Source organism: Roseicitreum antarcticum, from assembly GCF_014681765.1.
In the GTDB taxonomy this organism is placed as follows: domain Bacteria; phylum Pseudomonadota; class Alphaproteobacteria; order Rhodobacterales; family Rhodobacteraceae; genus Roseicitreum; species Roseicitreum antarcticum.
The window spans coordinates 546,997-566,715 of the sequence record NZ_CP061498.1 but is presented as its reverse complement, the minus strand read 5'-3'; the positions used below and the strand labels follow the sequence as shown (position 1 = coordinate 566,715).

Genomic DNA, 19,719 nt, shown 5'->3' with positions numbered 1-19,719 from the left:
ACGCAGCAACAGGCAGGCGTTCCCCGCCCACGTCCGCCTCAGATACCGGTTGGGGCTGTGTCCCGGCTGGATGAATGCGCACTGCCCCCCGCTGCCTCGCCCGCTTGCAACTGCGCGGCACCGCGGATCAACCGCAATTCCTCAGGCAACAGCCCTGCCGCCTCGGCGCGGTGCAGCGCTTCGGCCGCCATCGACGCGCAGGGCGCGGCAAAGATCCCCGGCGCCGTCTGACGCAGCGCGGCCAGCGCCTTTTGCAGGCGGATCTGCACCTCGAACAGCGATGCCCCATCGCGCGCGATGGGGCGAAACGCGTCTTCGACCACCTCGACCGGCGCGATTGCGGGCACGATGATCCGGTCGAACGCAGCCTCGACATCCGCGCGGTCGCGCCAGAGCGAAAGCATGCGCACATGCCGCCCCAGGATGTCGATGGCAGTGCCGGGGTCGTTCACCGCAGGCGACAGCGCGCGCGTGGCGATTTCGGTCATCACCACGAAGCCAAAGCGCGGGTCTTCCTCAAAGGTGCGGCGCGTGCCAACGGTGAAGGCGCGTCGCAGCGCGGCAGCGGCGTCATCATCCACAGGTGCGCCCTCCAGATGCGCCAGCGGCACGCCGGGGGCCACGAAAGCACCGGGGCCGCGCCGCACGAACACCCGCAGGCCGACGGCCTTGGCGCAGGTCTGAAGCGCCATCATGTCGATATGCTGGATATAGCCGGTTTCGGTGCACAGCAGCGGCGGCCCCGTGCAAGCGGGTTCCTGAAAGCCCGGCACACCGCCAAGATAGGGATGCTCCAACCGCCATGACAGCGCATCGCTGGCGGCCGCTTCAACCCGGTCCAGCGTATCTCCCATCCGACCGAACTGCATCAGGTGCCCGATCCAACCGATCAGCGCCGCCACGACCAGCCCGATCACCGCGACGGTAAAGATGAACACGACCACCTTGCCCGTCGAATCGAACAATTGCGCATGTAGCGCGACAAGTCCGACAAGCCCGAAAACAAAGGCCCCCAGAAATGTCGCCAGCACATTTTGCGTCGTGCGGTCCTGCTGCAACAGCACCGTGGCACGCGGCGTGGCCTCGCTGGCGGCGCCAGCAAAGGCCGATACGGCAATCGACAGCGAAAAGGTCGTGACCGCCAGCATCGACGAGGTCAGAATGCCCAGAAGCTGCGTCACGGCGCCGGACCCGGTCTGAATCGCCAGTGTCTCAGGCAGAAGCGGCGACAAGAGGCGCGCCAACCCAACCGCCAGCAGCGCCAGCAGGGCAAAGCCCAGGACGCGCACCCAGACCTGTTTCAACGTCTCACGCAGGTGCCAGACATAGCGCGAAATCATGTCTCACCCGTGGCGCGTTCACTCAGACGCATCATGGTCCGTCTCCTTGCAACGGTGCCGCTTGGTGCACGACGCCCCAAAGCAGTGTTGCATTCTATTGCTACCGCACACAATGCCCTGAACCAGATGCGTGCGCGACTTTCGCGCATGCAGCAAAAACCATCAATGTTGCGGCACATCCGCCGCGCGCAGCTGCCGCCGCGCCATCGCCCCGGGCCTCGGCGGGTATTCGCCTTGGCACTACCGCACCCCACCGCCGGGCGATTCCAGGCCTTGCCTCTGGTCTGTCGGGGGCGGTACTGGTGCGGCGCGGCAGTCGCGCGCTGCCTTGGTACATCTTCTGTCTCGAAAGCACTTCACCATGACCATGCGCCTTGCCGTTATTTCAACCACCAAGGACACGGACCGGGTTTTGGCCGCAATGCAGGACCAGAGCGGCGGCGCGATTCGCGTCGTGCTGCAATTTGGCGAGAAGACAGCGCAATTCCGCGCCTCCAGCATGTCGCGGATGAAGGCCAGCCGGGGCGCCGAAGGACATGTCATGGAAGGCAGTTCCTATCGCGGCGCAGCCGAAGTCGTCTTCCAGTCCCCGGATTACTTCCGCCAGCGCGACGAATTCGCCGACCACCTGACCCGCAACGCGTCAATGTTCAAGCAAAAGTCGCACCCGATCGAAACGCTGGACGAATATCACAGCTATTTCCACGTCCTCTACGACACCATCGCCCAGCAACTGCGCGACCGGAATGTTACCCATGTGCTGATCTTCTCGGTCCCGCATCTGGGCTATGACACCGCGCTTTACTATCTGGCAAAGGCCATGGGGCTGCCGGTGCTGATCGTTACACAGTCGCTGTTTCCCAACCAGTTCTTTTCGACCACTGATGTGGGGGCGATGGGGCTGTTTCCCGCCGATCCTGATGCGCCACCGCATGAGATTACGCAGGGCGAACAGCCGCAGTTGTTCTACATGAAAGGCGTGAAGCAAGAGCGCGAGGCGGGCGGCAAGATAACCGCCGCGGCTTTGGCCGAGATGATGACATTTCTGGTGCTCAAGGGCCGCTGGCGCGCGCTGAACCCGGTCTATGTCTGGCGTCTGCTGGCGCGGATGCGACAGGTCTACGGCGCCTTTCCGCGCTGGCGCGACCCTTTCGCCGGCTTCTTCCATGAACACGCGCTGAGCTATTTCGACCAGTTGGCCAGCTACGAAGGGCAAGAGATCGACCTGTCGGGCAAATATGTCTATGTGCCGCTGCAAATGCAGCCCGAGATGACGACATCCTCGCTTGGTGGGCGGTTCCGCGATCAGGCCTATATGATCGAGCGTCTGGCAGAAATGCTGCCCGAGGGCGTGCGCATCCTTGTCAAGGAAAACCCCAAACAGGGTGCCTACATGCGCGGGCCGATGTTCTTTCACCGGCTGAAGCGCATTCCGAAGGTGCAATTCCTGCCCTCCTACGCAAATACCCATGCCCTGACGGCCCATGCGCAATTTGTTGCCACCATCACAGGCACTGTTGGCTGGGAAGCCTTGTGCATGGGCAAACCCGTGCTGGTCTTTGGCGGCGCGTGGTATCGGGCCTTTCCGGGGGCCGTGCAGTGGCGCGAGGGTCTGCGCTATCAGGACGTGGCGGGCAAGACGTTCGCGCATGACGCCTTGCAACAGGCTGTGGGCGCAATGCTCGGGCGCTGTCATCCCGGCGTCGTGGACCGCGACTACATCGAAATCGTAGAAGGCTATTCCGACGCGGCCAATGTGCAGACCGTCGCCAAGCAACTGATGGGCCTGCTGGATGGCACCATCGCCCCCAGCTTCATCGCGCCAAGCGGCATTGCATCAAACGCAGAGACCTCCCCGCAGCATGGCACTGCAGCCCGGCGTGGCGCGGCCCCGCATCCGACCCTGGTCCCGTAAGCAAAGCGCGCCAGACGGAATCGCCTCCGCTTGGAGCGTCCCGTGCGGACACGTCCGCCCTGCCCCCAGGTTCACCCGACGCCCGGTGGACCCTTGCGCGCCAAACTGCCCGCGTTGCCAGCCCGCGTTGCCAGCCCGTGTTGCCAGCCCGTGTTGCCAGCCCGTGTTGCCAGCCCGTCCTACCGGCCTGTCATCTTGCCTGTGGCTTGACGACTCGGCGTTGTCATTGCATAGCCAAAGGTGGTGCCATATGGTCAACGCATAAAGGAATAACCTCGATCATGCTCAGGGACGCCGCGTCATACATGCACCATTGCCAGATCGGCTGAGCATGAAAGTTGCCGTCATCCCCGCTCGTGGCGGCAGCAAGCGCATTCCGCGAAAGAACATCCGCCCCTTTGCTGGCCGTCCGATGATCTCGCACAGCATTGAGGCTGCGCGCGACTCGGGCCTCTTTGACCGCATCATCGTCTCGACCGATGACGCCGCTATTGCCGATGTCGCGCGCGAATGCGGGGCCGAGGTGCCCTTTGTGCGCCCCGCCGACTTGTCAGATGACCATGCGACCTCAATCGCGGTGATCGCCCATGCGGTGGGCTGGCTGCGCGACGCGGGCGCGGCGCCGCACGATGTGTGCTGCCTCTATGCAACCGCGCCCTTCGTGCGCCCGGCCGACCTGCGCGCAGCCCTTGCCATGCTGCATGACAGCGGCGCGCCGTTCTGCTTTCCTGTAACGACCTTCGCCTTTCCGATTCAGCGCGCGCTTGCCCGCGACGCCGCTGGCGCGGTGCACATGCTGCACCCCGAATACGAGATCACGCGTTCGCAAGACCTCGCCGAGCATGTGCATGACGCGGGGCAATTCTACTGGGGCCGCGCGCAGGCCTGGGTGGACGGGCTGCCAATCTATGCCCCCCATTCCCGCACGATCCTGATGCCCCGGCATCGCGTTCAGGATATCGACACCCCAGACGATTGGCAGCGCGCCGAACTGATGCACCGCGCCCTGTCGCAGATGCCTACAGAGGAGGAGTAGCAGATGACCAGGTACACGACCGAGCAGGAGGCATTCTGGGCCGGCAGCTTTGGCACCGAATACATCCAGCGCAACCAGGGCGATCACCTGCTGGCGGCAAACCTCGCGTTCTTCGCCAAGGCACTGGCGGTGGCGCAAGGGCTGGGGAGTTGCGTCGAATTCGGGGCGAATATCGGCATGAACCTGCGCGCGCTGCGGCTGCTGCATCCCGACATGGCGCTGCACGGGATCGAGATCAACGCCGATGCCGCTGCCGAACTGGCGCAGGTGGTGGGCGCCGACAACGTGCAGCAGGGCTCGATCCTCGAACTGGAACCGCCGCATTGTGACCTCGCGCTGATCAAGGGCGTCTTGATCCACCAAAACCCCGACATGCTGCCGCAGGTCTATGACAAGCTGGTGGAGGCCACGCGGCGCTGGCTCTTGGTGGCGGAATATTACAACCCCTCGCCGGTCGCGATCCCCTATCGCGCGCATACCGACCGCCTGTTCAAACGCGATTTCGCGGGCGAGATCATGGAGCGTCACCCATCAATGACCCTGGTGGATTACGGCTTCGCCTATCGCCGCGATCCGAAATTCCCGCAGGATGACATCACCTGGTTCCTGATGGAAAAGCGCTAAGGAGACGCCATGCTGACCTATTGCAAACGCTGTGTGATGCCCAGCACCAAGCCCGATCTGCATCTGGATTCCGACGGGATCTGCAACGCCTGCCGCGCCTATGAAAACCGCAAGTCGGTCGATTGGGACGCCCGCTATGCCGAGCTGCAAGACGTGCTGGAACGCTACCGTCAGCGCGACGGCAGCAATTGGGATTGCATCGTTCCGGTCAGTGGCGGCAAGGACAGCACCTATCAGGTGGTGCGCATGTTGCAGATGGGGCTGAACCCGCTGTGCGTGACCTCGACCACCTGCGACCTCTCGGACCTGGGTCGCGCAAATATCGAGAATCTTAAGCGTCTGGGCGTCGATTACATCGAGGTTTCGCCCAACCCGCTGGTGCGCGCCCGGCTCAACCGTGTCGGGTTGAAGCAGGTGGGCGACATCTCCTGGCCGGAACATGTGGGGATCTTCACGATCCCGGTGCGCGCGGCGGTGCAGTTCAACGTACCGCTGATTATCTGGGGCGAAAATTCGCAAAACGAATACGGTGGCCCCGCCGCAGCCGCAGGCAACAACGTGCTCAACCGCCGCTGGCTGGAAGAATTCGGCGGCCTCCTGGGCATGCGTGTCACCGATCTGATCGGGCAAGACGGGATCGAGCAGAAGCACCTGCTGAATTATGTCTATCCCAGCGACGCCGAACTGGCGCGCGTGGGCGTGACGGGCCTGTTCCTTGGACACTACATCCCGTGGGATGGTCTGTCGAACGCGCTGATCGCAGGAGCGAACGGCTTTCGCAGCTTTGAGGGAACGGTCGAAGGCTCGATGGTGAATTATGAGAACCTGGACAACCACCACACCGGCATCCACGATTATTTCAAATACCTGAAATTCGGCTTTGGGCGGGCCACCGACATCGCGTGCCTGCACATCCGGCGCGGGCGGCTGACGCGGCAAGATGGGCTGGACGCGGTGCGCAGGCTGGACGGGCAGTTTCCTTCGACCTATCTGGGCAAACCGCTCGACAAGATCTTGGCGCCGCTGGAAATGTCGGTGGACGAATTCATCGTCATCTGCGACCGCTTCACCAACAAGAAGCTGTTCAAACGCAATTCGGACGGCACGCTGGTCAAGGACCGCAACGGCAACCTGACCAAGATCAACCACGACAACCTCTGAGGGATGATGCGCGTTGCTGTCATAGATTACGGCACGGGCAATCTGGGCTCGATGTTGCGCGCACTGGAGGAACTGGGCGCGCAGCCCACGCTGGCCAGCCACCCCGACCAGATTGCGGATGCCGCGCGGTTGATCTTGCCCGGTGTGGGCAGCTTCACCGATTGCATGGCCGCGCTAAGCGCCGGCGGCTGGCCGCAGGCCCTGCGCGCCGCAGTAGATGAGGCGGGCACGCCATTGCTGGGGGTCTGCGTCGGCATGCAATTGCTGGCCATGCGCGGTTCCGAGGGGGCCACGGCGGGCCGGGCCACGGCGGGGCTGGGCTTTGTTCCCGGCACGGTACGCCACCTGCGCGACCTGGGATGCGGCCTGCGGCTGCCGCATGTCGGCTGGAATGCGATTGACCCGGCGGGCGGGCCAGATCCCTTGCTGACGGGCATCCCGGCGGGCACGAATTTTTACTTCGTCCACAGTTTCGCGCTGGAAACCCAAACGCAGGACGCCGAAGCGCCAGACACCGAAACGCCAGACACCGAAACGCCAGATCATGTGATCGCCACCGCCACCCATGATATTCCCTTCGTGGCCGCCGTGCGCTGCGGCCGGGTCTGGGGCACGCAGTTTCACCCCGAAAAAAGCTCGCGCGCAGGCTTCCGGCTGCTGCGCAACTTCCTGGGCGATCTGCCATGCTGACGACCCGCATCATCCCTACCCTGTTGTGGAAGCAGTTCGGTTTGGTCAAGGGGTCGGGGTTCGACTCGTGGCGCCGGGTCGGCCCGGTTCTTCCCTCCATCCGTGTCTATAACCAGCGCGAGGTGGATGAACTGATCTTGCTCGACATCACCGCCCAGGAGACGGGCGAGGAACCGGATTACGAATCCATCGCCGAATACGGGCAGGATTGCTTCGTGCCCCTGACCTATGGCGGCGGGGTGCGCGACATCGGGCAGGTTCAGCGCCTCCTGCGCGCCGGGGCCGACAAGGTCAGCGTCAACACCGCCGCCTTTGGGTCGCCGGACCTGATCACTCAGATCGCGCAGCGTCACGGCACGCAATGCGTCGTCGCCAGCATGGATGTACGCCAGACCGCGCCGGAGCGATGGACCTGTTTCAGCCATGCGGGCAGCCGCGACACCGGCCGCGACGCGATCGCATGGGCGCGGGCGCTGGAAGATCGCGGCGCGGGCGAGATCCTTGTCACCTCGATCGAACGGGACGGCACGTTCGAAGGCTATGATCTGCTCCTGATCGCCGCCATCGCCCAGGCCGTGACGGTCCCGGTCATCGCATCGGGCGGCGCAGGCACTTACCAGCATATGGTCGACGCGGTCGTGCAGGGCGGCGCCTCAGCCGTGGCGGCGGCCAGCATCTTCCATTTCACCGAGTTGACCCCCGCCGGGGCAAAGCAGGCGCTGGCCGCAGCAGGCATTCCGGTGCGCAAACCCTATGTCGAGGTGCCGCCCGCCTGACCCCGCTGCCACCCCGCCAGCCCGCCCATTGGCTGGACAGAGACCGGCGGCTGGGCTAGAGCGGACCGCGAATGGCCAGCCTCGGGCCTTTACCGTGCCCGAGGCTGAAATCACGTCAGAGCGCGGCACGACCACGCCGCCAAGAATAAAGGCTTCGACATGCAGGAAGGCGCGACAATCCTTTTGACCGGCGGCACCGGGTCCTTCGGCTCGGCGTTTGTGCCGATGACACTGGCGCGCTACAAGCCCCGGCGCATCATCATCTATTCGCGCGACGAGATGAAACAATGGGACATGGCAAAGATCTATGGCCAGCACCCCGAAGTACGCTTTTTCATCGGCGATGTGCGCGACCGCGATCGCCTGTACCGCGCGATGGACGGGGTGGATTATGTCGTGCATGCTGCGGCAACCAAGATCGTGCCTACCGCTGAATACAACCCCTTTGAATGCGTCAAGACCAATATCAACGGCGCGATGAACGTCATCGACGCCTGCATCGACAAGGGCGTGAAGCGCTGTGTGGCGCTATCCACCGACAAAGCGTCCAGCCCGATCAACCTTTATGGCGCGACGAAACTGGCATCGGACAAGCTGTTCGTCGCGGGCAATTCGTATTCCGGCGCCGATAAATGCCGCTTTTCGGTGGTGCGCTATGGCAATGTCATGGGGTCGCGCGGATCGGTCATCCCGTTCTTTCTGCAACAGCGCGACACAGGCGTCCTGCCGATAACCGACGGGCGCATGACGCGCTTCATGATTACCCTGGAACAAGGCGTCGAACTGGTCTGGCACGCGCTGGACGACATGGTGGGCGGCGAGATCTATGTGCGCAAGATCCCGTCGATGAACATCCTCGACATCGCGCGCGCCGTCGCCCCCGATGCCCGGCACGATATGGTGGGCATCCGCCCCGGCGAAAAGCTGCACGAACAGATGATCGGGGCTGAAGACGCCGATCACACCTATGAATACGACAAGTATTTCAAGATCATCCCCGCGATCCACAATTGGTCCAGCGATCCGGTGCGCATCAAGGATGGGCGCAAAGTCGCGCCGGATTACTCCTACGCCTCCGACAGCAACCCCGAATGGATGAGCGTCGCGACATTGCAAGACTGGATCGCGCGCAACGCGCAGAAGATCGGGAAGTTCTGAACATGATCCCCTATGGCCGGCAAGACATCTCGGAAGACGACATCCGCGCGGTCGAGGCCGTCCTGCGCTCGGACTTCCTGACGCAAGGACCGGCCATCCCCGCGTTCGAGACAGCGATTGCCACGCGCACCGGGGCCGCCCACGCCGTCGCGGTGAACTCCGCCACCTCGGGCCTGCATATCGCGTGCATGGCGCTGGACCTTGGGCCGGGCGACCTGCTGTGGACTGTGCCGAACACCTTCGTCGCGTCGGCCAATGTCGGCCTCTATTGCGGGGCTGATGTCGATTTCGTCGATATCGACCCCCAGACCTACCTGATGTGCCCCAAGGCGCTTGGCGCGAAACTGGACGCAGCAAAGCGCGCGGGCCGCTTGCCAAAGGTACTGATCCCTGTGCATTTCGCGGGCCAGACCGCCGATATGGCGGCCATCGGCGCGCTGGCGCGCGCCCATGGCGTGCGGGTGATCGAGGATGCGTCCCATTCCATCGGCGCCAGCTACCAGGGCGCGCCCGTGGGCGGCTGCGCACATTCCGACATCACGGTCTTTTCGTTCCATCCGGTCAAGATCATCACGACTGCCGAAGGCGGCTGCGCCACGACGAACGACGCCGATCTGGCGCGCCGCATGGTGCTGGGCCGGTCGCACGGGGTGACGCGCGACGCAGCCCAGATGCAAGATGCGGGCGATCAGGGCGGCTGGTATTATGAGCAGATCTCGCTCGGCTATAACTACCGGATGACCGATATTCAGGCCGCGCTTGGCCTGTCGCAGTTGGACCGGCTCGATGATTTCATCGCGCGTCGCCATGTCCTTGCCCGCCGCTATGACCAATTGCTGGCCGGTCTGGACGTGGTGCGCCCGGTGCAATCCCCCGATGGCCATTCGGCGCTGCACCTCTATCCGGTGCAAGTGCAAAACCGCGCGCGGGTATTCGCTGCCCTGCGGGCCGACGGGATCGGCGTGAACGTGCATTACATCCCGGTCCACACGCACCCGTTCTGGCGTGCGCGCGGCTTCGACTGGGGCGCGTTTCCGGTCTCCGAGGGGTTTTACCACCGCGCCATCAGCCTGCCGCTGCACACCCGCCTGACGGAAGTCGAGCAAGATCAGGTCGTCACTGCCCTGACCCGCGCCCTCACCGCCTGATACGCGCAGCCAGACACGTCATCGCCAGAAGCACCCCCGCCGCGGTGCCGTTCGATACGCTTTGCCCGACAACACGGGCACTTTCCAGGCTCGATGGTCTCGCCTTCTGTCGGCTCGCCTCGGTCGATCAGCACACCGTTCGCCAGGTAATTCCTGAATTGTGCTGGCAGACCTTCCCCTTGCCCCAACATCAGGCTGGTTTGCATGTGGAAGTGCAGGTGCGTTTCGGATGTGTTGCCGCTGTTTCCGCATTGGCCGATTTGCTGTCCCGTCGTGACAGAGCCGCCCTTGGCGACAGCAAGGCTGCCCCGCTGCAAATGGGCGAGGAATCTCCAGCGGCACGGGCGTGTTTGACCACCGCGAAATCCGGGTAAAGACATCAAGCCCGGCCTGTGTTTTCGCGCGCTCGGACAGGATCGCTTCCTCTGCGCCAAAATCGGTCAACAAGTCTTCGCGCAGCAATGCCAGATTGTCTGTTGAGCCAAATGCTTGCCGCATCTCTGGCGTCGAGCTCACCCAGATCGCTTCGAGATCGCCGCTGAGAAATGTCTCCGCCATCCGCCGCCCCATCGCGATGGGGTCAGCCCGCGCGGACCCAACGACGCTTGCCAGACCAATCGTTGCAATCCACAGCTTGCAGCGTTTCATGCATTCTCCTACCCCTCGCCCCGGTCAAATTTCAGACCAGCGGACGGCTGTCTGAAAAGGGCGCAATCTGTCGAAGGACGCTGACACGCGACCGTCGCTACAGGAAATCTGGAACAATGTTCTTGGGATCGGCGTTCTTGGGATCGGCCAAATTGAAGACACCGTTTAGACGGGCGTGCTTTTACGGGGCGGCATTCAGGCTGCGCCACAGGCTGGGCCGAAGAGGGGCGTTTTTCAAGAGAACGCGCGCCAAGCTGTCATCGTACCCGCTGCCTCAACGGACTGGCCCTAAAGCGCGCCGGGCGCATCGGATGAACCCTGCACGCCCATGCTGCCAAACGTGGGCACGGCGCGGCCCGACAACAGGTCCAGTATGCTGCGCGCGACCTGCGCTGCGTTTTCCTCAGGGTCGTGGTCTGCCACCATCTTGCGATAGTGCCGCTCGATGATCCCGCCGTGGCAGCGCGACAGCAGGTCGCCCACCGCGCGCTCCAACGCCGCGTGCTCCCATGTCAATTGCGCCACTTCGGCATATTCCAGCCCATCGCGGTATTCGACGACGCCCGGAAAACTGCGGTACCAAGCCCGCCCGAAGGTCAGCACCGGCTTGCCCAGTCGCACAGCCTCCCACCCGACGGTGCCAGTAACGGTGGCCACGAATTGCGCATTGGCGGTCAGGGCATGGGTGTCGGCGAAAGACGGCAGGAAATGCACCTGCGGGATACGTTTAAGGCGGTGAAAGAACATCGGGCCGCGCATGTAAGCGCCCTGCTTGGGGTTTTCCTTCACCAGGATGCGCACGCCCTCAGGCAGCATGTCGGCCAGCCGTTCGATGGCCAGCGCCTGATCGGTGTAGATACCGCCCAGTGATGCCGTGGTCATCTCGGGCTGCAACTGCAACGGCATGTAGACATATGGGGTCGACAGATCGACGGGCGCAGTTTCGTGCTCCACCAGATGGTCGAAGTAATCCAACTGGCTGTCATGGAAGAATTTGGCGAAAGGATCGCGCCAGTTGGGAAGGCCGCCATAGATCGCCTGCATCCGCAACAGAATGCGCCGCAAATAGGCGGGGTTCAGCGCGGCGCGCGGTCGGCGCGTGATGAGGAAGGCCGCAAGGTTCAGCATCGCGCGCGCCGAAACCCGCCCACGCGGCGAGGGCTCTTGCTTCACATCCTTCATGTAGAACAGGTCGAGCTGCGCCTGTTTGTCGATCGGATAACGCGGCGCATCGTCCCGTGGCGCAAACGCGCCCAGATCGGCAGGATCGCCCATCGAAAAATACTGCGCCGGAAACAGCGATTGTGTCAGCACCAGCGTGGGCAACCCCATGGCCCGGGCAACCTGAAACGCGATGGAATCATAGGCCAGGTGCGGAACGTTGAAAAACAACGCATGGGTGGCGCCACTTTCGCGGATCTTCGCAGCCATGGCATCAGCGAGAATGTGGAAGTAATCGGAATATTCCTGCATGGCATGGATCCGGTGCGGGCGCAGATCGTTGTTCTCATTCCGCCGCTCCAGATGGGTGATGAATTCCTCCATCGCTTGCAGGTAGCGCGGCTGCCGGAAAAGGGCCTGCGCCGCGCCACGGTAGCGATCGTGGTCCATGAGGTGCCCCACCGTGCCGCGCTTTCGGTTCATCCGGCTGAGCGAAGTTCCCTTGAACGCCGCATCAGTACCGCCCAGTTGCAGCGCAATTGTAAGATCCTCACCCGCGATCTGCTGCATCTGCGCGATGATCGGCGTGTCGCTTTTCGACGTCGCAACACAGAAAAGCCGGATAGTCATGCCTTTGGCCCCACCATGGTGAAGTCCAGCGGCTCACCACGGCGCAGCACACGGGTGGCGGGACGGCCCAGAACTTCGGGCAGGTGACGGGGTGCAAGGCCCAGGCCCGGGCGGATCGACCGCACATTTTCTTCATTCAGCGTAGCACCCGCCGCCACATCAGCCACGACATAGAGCGAGCGTCGGAAAAGCGCATTCTCGCCACCGATCCCCACCCGGTCATGGCGCGGCGCACCCAGCGCCAGATGCGCCGTGCGGCAATCTTGCACCAGCGCCGCGAACTCTGCCGGTTCCAGCGAAAACGCCGCATCCGGCCCGCCATCGGCCCGCGCCAGCGTCAGGTGCTTTTCAATGATGCAGGCCCCCAGCGCCACGGCAGCAACGGCGACGGTCGCGCCCGGCGAATGGTCGGATAATCCCACTGGCACGTCGAAGGCCGCCGCCAGTGTGGCAATCGTGCTCAGCCGCATATCCTCGACCGCCGCAGGATAGGCCGAGACGCAATGCAGCAGCGCCACGCCCGCAGCCCCGCCTTCACGCGCAGCGCGCAAGCCTTCCTCGATCTCGCCCAGGCTGGCCACCCCGGTCGAGATGATGACCGGCTTGCCCTGCGCGCCCACCTCCCGGATCAGCGGCGTGTCGACAATCTCGAACGAGGCGATCTTGTAGGCAGGCGCGTCCAGCGTTGCCAAAAAGGCCACTGCCGTAGGATCGAAGGGTGAGGAAAAGCAATGCAGCCCCCGCTCCCGCGCACGGTCGAACAGGGCCGCGTGCCATTCCCAGGGCGTCGAGGCTTCGCGGTACAGCTCATGCAGCGACCGACCATCCCAAAGGCCGCCGCTGATGCGAAACTCCGGGCGTTCCACGTCAATGGTGATCGTATCGGCGGTATAGGTCTGCAACTTGACCGCATCCGCCCCCGCATCTGCCGCCGCATCGACCAACGCGAGCGCGCGCTCCAGCACGCCGTTATGGTTGCCCGAAAGTTCCGCAATGATGTAGGGCGGCTGCCCGGCGCCAATCTGGCGGCCTGCAATCTGAAACGGGGTCATCAGCGCGGTTCCTTCGGGAATTGAATGGCAAATACCCTGTTCATGTCGCATTCAGTCAGCAAAAAGACAAGCACCGCGCCATCCTCGCGCGTTGCGGTCTGCCGGAACCCCATAGCGCGGTGCAGCGCCGCAGAGCGTGGGTTGTTCACCCGCACTTCAGCCTCGATCCCGGCACAATCCGGGCGCCTCAGCACCTCGCTCAAGGCGCGCGCCAGCATGCGCCGCCCGGCCCCCTTCGGTGCATCCACCGCACCGATATAGAAGCCCCAGCGCCACAGCCCTCCGGAACGCGCCCCCAAATCCTCGGTTGAATTCTCAGCCAGATCCTCCGGCGAAAGCCGCCGCACATTCACATGCCCCAGCGCGCGTTCCCCTTCGGCATAGATGCGCCACAACCCGTCGCTGCGGTGCGACAGCGCGGCAACCCAGTCCAGATGCTTGGGCCACTCCAACGGAGCCGCATTAAGGCTGGCCGCGCGGATATGCGGCTGGTTACGCCAGTCAAACATCAGGTGCGCATCGGACGGCACGACCGGGCGCAGCGTCGCCGCCAGAATATCCACAACGCGCGTAGCACCCTGCCCGTCGCACAGACGCGCCGCCGCCTGCGCCATTGCCGGTATTGCGCGCAACGCCCTCGCCACAGCCGCCGCCAGATCAGCGGGGTCGCGGGCGCGCGTCAAGTCCAGGACCTGCGCCGCCCCAGCCGCCTCCAGCGCCCGCGCACTCCCGCTTTGATTGTCGGCCACAGGGATCAGCAGCGTGCCAAGACCCAGGCAGCACCGCTCCCAACTCGTCATGCCGCCCGCCCCGATGCACAGATCCGCGCGCAGCATCAGCGCCGCCATGTCGGGCGTGTCCACATGCAAGGTAAGTTGCGGATACGTCGCGCAAATATCAGCCACGCGTGGCAACGTCTGGGCATGGGCGCCCATCACGATATCTACGTCCAGCCCCTCGGTCGCCGCCAGGACCGCCGCGATTCCGGGCACGATCCCGGCACTGTCCGCGAGGCCCAGCGTGACCAAAACCCGCCCCCCCGGTGCGGCCGCCCTTCGCGCCAGCGCCTCGGCGCGCAGATCGGCGAATTCCGGGCGCAGGGTGGCGAATGCCGGCCCTGCCATTTGCGCAAGCGCCGGAAAGGCGCGCGCGCTTGCCCGGTCCAGCCGCGTCTGATCCAGCACCAGTTCCGACCCCAGCGCCCGGTCATCCAGATCGTCTATCGCCAGCACGACCCCGACATTGTAGGCGCGGCGCACGGCATTCACCCAGCGCGCGTCCAGCCCATAATGATCCCAGATCAGGCAATCAGGCATGAAATCGCGCATTGCCGCGCCCGTCACCTCGGCATCGCGGGGCCAGGGTGCGGACAGCCATCCCTTGTGCGGCGGGCCATCTGGGTCGGGTGACAGCGGCTCTGGGGTGACCGGATAGACATGAAACCCCGCCGATGTGACCGTCCCTGACCAATCTTGCTGTGTCTGCGCCATCACGAAGGCCGCCTCATGCCCATGGCGGCGCAGGGCATTGGCCAGCGCCAGACAGCGCATCATATGCCCGCCCCCGATGGTGCCGGTCGCATCCGCGCGGATCAGCGCTTTCATCTGCCGTCCCCCCCCTTTTGTGCACAAGTGTGTAAATCAGCATGTGACCCAGCAAGCCCTTGATACGCGCCAACCTTACCGAGTGCTACCACCGAGAACCGCCCCGCCCCGGCTGCCCCTGAACCATGTCCATGACGCCGCAACAATGCGCCACGTTCTTTGCTCGTGCTTGCACGACAGGCGTTTTGTCAGTCGGAAGATATTCTTCTCCGGAACGGGAAATCTATAGAATTCAAATACACGATAAACTTGGTAGTGTTCAGATGGGAGGGAGATTGCCATGATCCGCACCTTGCTCATCCCGGGCCTCGACGGCCCTGCCGCGCCACATCGGCAGCATTGGTGGGCGGCACAGATCCTTCTGCCAAGATCACCGAGCAGCACTGCTTTGCGAAACCGACGCCCGAAGCATGGATTACCGAGATCGCTGCCGCCACGATGATCCATCCCGGTGCCGTGCTTGTTGGGCATTCGCCGGGGGCGATCGCAATTGCGCGCCTGCTTGCGCATGGGCCTCAGATCAGGATCAGCGGCGCGTTGCTTGCAGCCCCGATCAAGCCGTCGCGCAGTCCACACACCCGAAGGTTCGGCCAGATACCGCCCAGATCCGCCGCATGTGTCGCGCAGGCAAGGACAGACGGCCAGGTCCTGACCCAGCGCAGCAAGTGTGGGCAGGCAACGCGGCGCTGCGACGGACGCATCAACCTTGTGCTTGCACCCCGCGGCGCTGACAAGGCCAGGACCATCGTCGCGGATCAGGTCATAGACGGCGGCGGCCTCCGGCGTGATCCCGTCACAGATGCCACTCCGGTCATCCGCGATCTGCTGACATGCGGCGCCGCGCGTCTGGACCCGCTGCGACTTAGCCTGGACACAACGCCGGATGCCCACGTTATCAACAAGACGGGCCAGCCGTCACGGTGCATCTTCGAGGTCGGACCCGCAGCGCGCGGCGCATTATCGGAAATCACCGCAATCCCCGATATTCGCGAACAAACCTTCCGGCTGGCCAATGAACTTTTGAGCACCGGGGCCGAAGCCGCGCCCGGAACGCCCTGAGGCGCCTCCTCCTGGCGCGGCACCGACTGAGGATTGCAGCGAGGTAGGATCATGCGCGGCCCGGGGAACGCATTTGCGCGGCCTGATGGCTGGAAATGATTGCTCCATCGGGCAGTTTTGCCGTGCGCGAGGCAGCGCACGCGCATCAGCAGATTTCATCGCCGGCCCCGCGAATTTTCCCTTGCACGCCACGCCCAGACCGAATAGATCGCGGGCAGTGTGGAGAGGTGCCGGAGTGGTCGAACGGGGCGGTCTCGAAAACCGTTGAGCCTTAACGGGTTCCCAGGGTTCGAATCCCTGTCTCTCCGCCAATCCTTCTTTGGTATGACGGAACACCGTCCCTAAGGCTTTGATATTGTTGAGCGCATGATGATCCCGACCGACCGGTCAATTTCCGGTCTTGGTACAAATCTTGGTACAGGGATCCAAGCGCATGTGGGGACTTCACGTCAAGCAACGCGGACGATGGTGGCACTACCATCGGGCCATTCCTGATCGGTTCCGCGACGTCGATCCCCGTAGATCTCTTTCGTTCTCATTGCACACGACCGACTTCACCCAAGCTAAGTTGCTGGCCGCACAAATTTAAAGCGACCTTGAGCGCGACTGGCAGGAAGCTATCGAGAGCGGCAGATCAGCGTCCATCAACCCCGACACGGCACGGCGGCTGCATCTCTGGCTTGCGCGGTACCGCACTTATTGTGGTCAAATTGGAATGGCCGGGGCTTAGGTCTCGCCCTTTTCACTTTCGCGAGTCGAAAAGGTCGATATGAGACGGTTTTATGTATCGGATAACTGTTCCAGACGCCGTCCGATCACTCCGACTAAGTCCTTGAAAACAAACAATAAAAAATATTGGCTGGGGCGGTAGGATTCGAACCTACGGTACACGGTACCAAAAACCGATGCCTTACCACTTGGCCACGCCCCAACTGAGCGCGTTCTTACCCAAGGGCTTTCCGGGCTGCAAGACCAAACTGCGCAGAAATCCGGCGATCCGCCACGATTCATGTCGTGGTTTGTGCGGCATGCCACGCGGTGCGGCTACACCCCCTCGCCCGGCGCGCCGTGGGCGCCGCGCTCGCGGTAGGGTGTCGTGCGGTACTGCACCCGGTAGCATTTCGAGAAATGCGACGGCGAAGCAAAGCCACAGGCCAGCGCCACGTTGATGACGCTCATCTCGGTCTGCAACAGCAGGTTGCGCGCCTTGATCAGCCGCAATTCCATGTAGTACCGCTTGGGGCTGCGGCCCAGGTAGCGGCGAAACAGCCGCTCCAGCTGCCGGGTCGAAATCGCCACTTTCGCGGCCAGTTCGGCGGGCGAGATCGGGTCTTCGATATGCGCCTCCATGATGCCGATCACCTGCCCCAGCTTCGGATGCCGCACGCCGATACGCGTCGGGATCGACAGCCGCTGCGTGTCCTGATCGGTGCGGATCGAGGCATAGATCAACTGATCAGCCACTGCATTCGCCGCCTGCTCGCCCAGATCGTCGGCGATCAGCCGCAGCATCAGATCGATCGAAGAGGTGCCCCCCGCCGTGGTCATCCGCGCGCCATCGATCACAAAAATCGCGCGGCTCAGCGTGACATTGCCAAAGACCTCCAGAAAGCTGTCCTGGTTCTCCCAATGGATCGTCGCGCGCTTGTCCTCCAGCAGCCCTGCCTTGGCCAGTGCGTAGCTGCCGGTGCACAGCCCCCCCATGGTGACGCCGCGCCGCGCTTCGCGCCGCAAGAAGTTCAGCACGGGCCGGGTGACCGCCGCCTCGACATTCATGCCGCCACAGACCAACAAGGTGTCATCGCGCTCCAGATCCTCCATCGCCATATCGACGTCAAACGCCACCCCGGCCGAGCAGACCACCGCCGCCCCCGTGGGACTGGCCAGCCGCCAGCGATACACGGTGCGCCCGGCCAGCCGGTTGGCGATGCGCAGCGGGTCCAGCGCGCCGGAAAACGACAGCAGGGTGAACTGATCCAGCAGCAGGAAAACGAACCGCCGGGTCGGGGCATCGGCGGCGTCGCGCTCTGCGGATCGTGTCATGCCTGTCGCCCCTCATTGCGGCCCGGTTATAATGTTCACGAGAACAGGAAACGGCGCCCGGCACAAGTGGCGGCAAGACGTTGCGGCTGCGTGACCGCTGCGGCGCGTATGTATCAAAGCCATACGGTTTCCATATTGTTTCCAGACGGCGGATTTCGGGGGATTTCGGGGGATTTCGGGTTTTTTGAGGGGTTTCACGGGCGGTTCGGGTGCTTTATAGGCTGTTAACCGATATGCTCTGAACGCAAGGCGAGGATCGATGACCAAAGGCTGGACCAAGACCGACTGGCGCGCGAAACCGCGGGTACAGATGCCCGATTACCCCGATGCGGCCGCTTTGGCGGGTGTCGAGGCACGGTTGGCCAGCTATCCGCCGCTGGTTTTCGCGGGCGAGGCGCGCGCGCTCAAGGCGCGGCTGGCCGATGCGGGGGCGGGGCGCGCCTTCCTGTTGCAGGGCGGCGATTGCGCCGAAAGTTTCAATGATTTCAACGCCGACAGCATCCGCGACACGTTCAAGGTGATGCTGCAGATGGCCATGGTGCTGACCTATGGCGCCAAGGTGCCGGTCATCAAGGTGGGCCGGATGGCGGGGCAATTCGCCAAGCCGCGCTCCAGCGCGTCGGAAGTTGTCGGCGGGGCAGAGCTTCCCAGCTACCGCGGTGATATCATTAACGGATTCGACTTCACGCCCGAGGCCCGCATCCCCGATCCCAGCCGCATGTTGCAGGCCTATACCCAGGCTGCGGCTACGCTGAACCTGCTGCGCGCCTTCTCGACCGGTGGCTTTGCCGACATGCACCGGGTGCATAACTGGACGCTGGGCTTCGCCGAGGCCGGACAGGGCTCGGACAAGATGGATCGCTACCGCGACATGTCGGCCCGGATCTCGGATGCGCTGGATTTCATGTCCGCCGCAGGCATCACATCGGCCAGCAATCACGCGCTTTCCACGGTCGATTTCTACACCAGCCACGAGGCACTTTTGCTGGAATATGAGCAGGCGTTGTGCCGGATCGACAGCACCTCGGGGCTGCCGGTGGCGGGCTCGGGGCATATGATCTGGATCGGCGACCGGACCCGGCAACCCTCTGGTGCGCATGTAGAATTTTGTCGCGGGGTGCAGAACCCCATCGGCTTGAAATGCGGCCCGTCGCTGGAGGCCGATGACCTCAAGGTGCTGATTGAGCGCCTCAATCCGACCAATGAGGCGGGCCGTCTGACCCTGATCGCGCGCTTTGGTGCGGGGGCCGTTGCCGACCATTTGCCGCGCCTTGTCCGGGCGGTGCGCGAGGTTGGCGCGAACGTGGTCTGGGTCTGCGACCCGATGCATGGCAACACGATCAAATCGACCAGCGGCTACAAGACCCGGCCGTTCGAGCGGGTGCTGCAAGAGGTGCGAGAGTTCTTCCAGGTGCATAGCTCGGAGGGTACGATCCCCGGCGGCGTGCATTTTGAAATGACGGGCAGCGACGTGACCGAATGCACCGGCGGGCTGCGCGACCTGAGCGACGAAGACCTGTCGCAACGCTACCACACCGCCTGCGACCCACGCCTGAACGCCAACCAATCGCTGGAACTGGCGTTTCTGGTTGCCGCAGAATTGTCGAGCCGCCACAAGGACTTGGCGGCCAAAGCTGTCGGCTGAGGGCTCAGGTGCGCGCGGCTGCAAGGGCG

General features: G+C 63.6%; 17 protein-coding genes and 2 tRNA genes. 12 read left to right on the top strand and 7 right to left on the bottom strand.

Annotated features, from left to right (window positions below):
• Nucleotides 1-38: 38 nt before the first annotated feature.
• On the bottom strand, nt 39-1,340 hold the full coding sequence (locus H9529_RS02645) for a DUF2254 domain-containing protein (RefSeq protein WP_092891382.1): 1,302 nt from the start codon (nt 1,338-1,340) through the stop codon (nt 39-41).
• Nucleotides 1,341-1,701: 361 nt separating this feature from the next.
• Here H9529_RS02645 and H9529_RS02640 point away from each other — a divergent pair, with 361 nt between their 5' ends.
• The 8 genes from H9529_RS02640 to pseC all read left to right on the top strand — a co-directional run bounded on the left by H9529_RS02640 (nt 1,702) and on the right by pseC (nt 9,848).
• The gene (locus H9529_RS02640) at nt 1,702-3,255 is read left to right on the top strand and encodes a capsular polysaccharide export protein, LipB/KpsS family (RefSeq protein ID WP_092891384.1); all 1,554 of its coding nucleotides are present in this window, start codon (nt 1,702-1,704) and stop codon (nt 3,253-3,255) included.
• A gap of 331 nt (nt 3,256-3,586) precedes the next feature.
• Nucleotides 3,587-4,291: a pseudaminic acid cytidylyltransferase gene (pseF, locus tag H9529_RS02635; RefSeq protein WP_092891386.1), complete on the top strand. Its 705-nt coding sequence runs from the start codon at nt 3,587-3,589 to the stop codon at nt 4,289-4,291.
• A gap of 3 nt (nt 4,292-4,294) precedes the next feature.
• Nucleotides 4,295-4,915 (top strand): pseudaminic acid biosynthesis-associated methylase, encoded by a 621-nt coding sequence (locus tag H9529_RS02630; RefSeq protein ID WP_092891388.1) that lies wholly within the window; start codon nt 4,295-4,297, stop codon nt 4,913-4,915.
• Between the two features lie 9 nt (nt 4,916-4,924).
• Nucleotides 4,925-6,076: an N-acetyl sugar amidotransferase gene (locus H9529_RS02625; protein WP_092891390.1), complete on the top strand. Its 1,152-nt coding sequence runs from the start codon at nt 4,925-4,927 to the stop codon at nt 6,074-6,076.
• A gap of 3 nt (nt 6,077-6,079) precedes the next feature.
• Complete coding sequence (gene hisH / locus H9529_RS02620; RefSeq protein WP_218132163.1) at nt 6,080-6,766, top strand: imidazole glycerol phosphate synthase subunit HisH; 687 nt, start codon at nt 6,080-6,082, stop codon at nt 6,764-6,766.
• On the top strand, nt 6,760-7,542 hold the full coding sequence (gene hisF / locus H9529_RS02615; protein WP_092891392.1) for an imidazole glycerol phosphate synthase subunit HisF: 783 nt from the start codon (nt 6,760-6,762) through the stop codon (nt 7,540-7,542). Before hisH ends, hisF begins: the two co-directional genes overlap by 7 nt.
• A gap of 159 nt (nt 7,543-7,701) precedes the next feature.
• On the top strand, nt 7,702-8,700 hold the full coding sequence (gene pseB, locus H9529_RS02610) for a UDP-N-acetylglucosamine 4,6-dehydratase (inverting) (RefSeq protein ID WP_092891394.1): 999 nt from the start codon (nt 7,702-7,704) through the stop codon (nt 8,698-8,700).
• Nucleotides 8,701-8,702: 2 nt separating this feature from the next.
• A complete protein-coding gene (gene pseC, locus H9529_RS02605; RefSeq protein WP_092891396.1) occupies nt 8,703-9,848 on the top strand; it encodes a UDP-4-amino-4,6-dideoxy-N-acetyl-beta-L-altrosamine transaminase in 1,146 nt (381 codons plus the stop codon).
• On the opposite strand, the gene H9529_RS21305 is transcribed toward pseC, so the two are convergent.
• From H9529_RS21305 to pseG, 4 genes are all read right to left on the bottom strand, one after another.
• Nucleotides 9,809-10,228: a M23 family metallopeptidase gene (locus H9529_RS21305; RefSeq protein WP_092891398.1), complete on the bottom strand. Its 420-nt coding sequence runs from the start codon at nt 10,226-10,228 to the stop codon at nt 9,809-9,811. The two genes, pseC and H9529_RS21305, sit on opposite strands and share 40 nt — an antisense overlap.
• 556 nt (nt 10,229-10,784) lie before the next feature.
• Entirely contained in the window at nt 10,785-12,287 is a 1,503-nt protein-coding gene (locus H9529_RS02595) for a capsular polysaccharide export protein, LipB/KpsS family (protein ID WP_092891400.1), read from the bottom strand.
• Nucleotides 12,284-13,339, bottom strand: a complete 1,056-nt coding sequence (pseI, locus tag H9529_RS02590; RefSeq protein ID WP_092891402.1) for a pseudaminic acid synthase — start codon at nt 13,337-13,339, stop codon at nt 12,284-12,286. Before pseI ends, H9529_RS02595 begins: the two co-directional genes overlap by 4 nt.
• Nucleotides 13,339-14,943: a UDP-2,4-diacetamido-2,4,6-trideoxy-beta-L-altropyranose hydrolase gene (gene pseG / locus H9529_RS02585; RefSeq protein ID WP_092891404.1), complete on the bottom strand. Its 1,605-nt coding sequence runs from the start codon at nt 14,941-14,943 to the stop codon at nt 13,339-13,341. Before pseG ends, pseI begins: the two co-directional genes overlap by 1 nt.
• Before the next feature lie 342 nt (nt 14,944-15,285).
• On the opposite strand from pseG, the gene H9529_RS02580 reads away from it, so the two are divergent.
• The 3 genes from H9529_RS02580 (at nt 15,286) to H9529_RS21300 (ending at nt 16,591) form a co-directional block, all read left to right on the top strand.
• A complete protein-coding gene (locus tag H9529_RS02580) occupies nt 15,286-16,002 on the top strand; it encodes an alpha/beta hydrolase (protein WP_176847228.1) in 717 nt (238 codons plus the stop codon).
• 221 nt (nt 16,003-16,223) lie between these two features.
• A tRNA-Ser gene (locus H9529_RS02575) sits at nt 16,224-16,313 on the top strand.
• 122 nt (nt 16,314-16,435) lie between these two features.
• Nucleotides 16,436-16,591, top strand: a complete 156-nt coding sequence (locus H9529_RS21300) for a DUF6538 domain-containing protein (protein WP_369596563.1) — start codon at nt 16,436-16,438, stop codon at nt 16,589-16,591.
• 267 nt (nt 16,592-16,858) lie between these two features.
• On the opposite strand, the gene H9529_RS02570 is transcribed toward H9529_RS21300, so the two are convergent.
• Both H9529_RS02570 and H9529_RS02565 read right to left on the bottom strand, forming a co-directional pair.
• Nucleotides 16,859-16,933: transfer RNA gene (locus tag H9529_RS02570), tRNA-Gln, on the bottom strand.
• Nucleotides 16,934-17,046: 113 nt separating this feature from the next.
• Complete coding sequence (locus tag H9529_RS02565; RefSeq protein ID WP_092891408.1) at nt 17,047-18,045, bottom strand: GlxA family transcriptional regulator; 999 nt, start codon at nt 18,043-18,045, stop codon at nt 17,047-17,049.
• Between the two features lie 259 nt (nt 18,046-18,304).
• Here H9529_RS02565 and H9529_RS02560 point away from each other — a divergent pair, with 259 nt between their 5' ends.
• Complete coding sequence (locus H9529_RS02560; protein ID WP_190305685.1) at nt 18,305-19,690, top strand: class II 3-deoxy-7-phosphoheptulonate synthase; 1,386 nt, start codon at nt 18,305-18,307, stop codon at nt 19,688-19,690.
• The last annotated feature ends 29 nt before the right edge of the window (nt 19,691-19,719 follow it).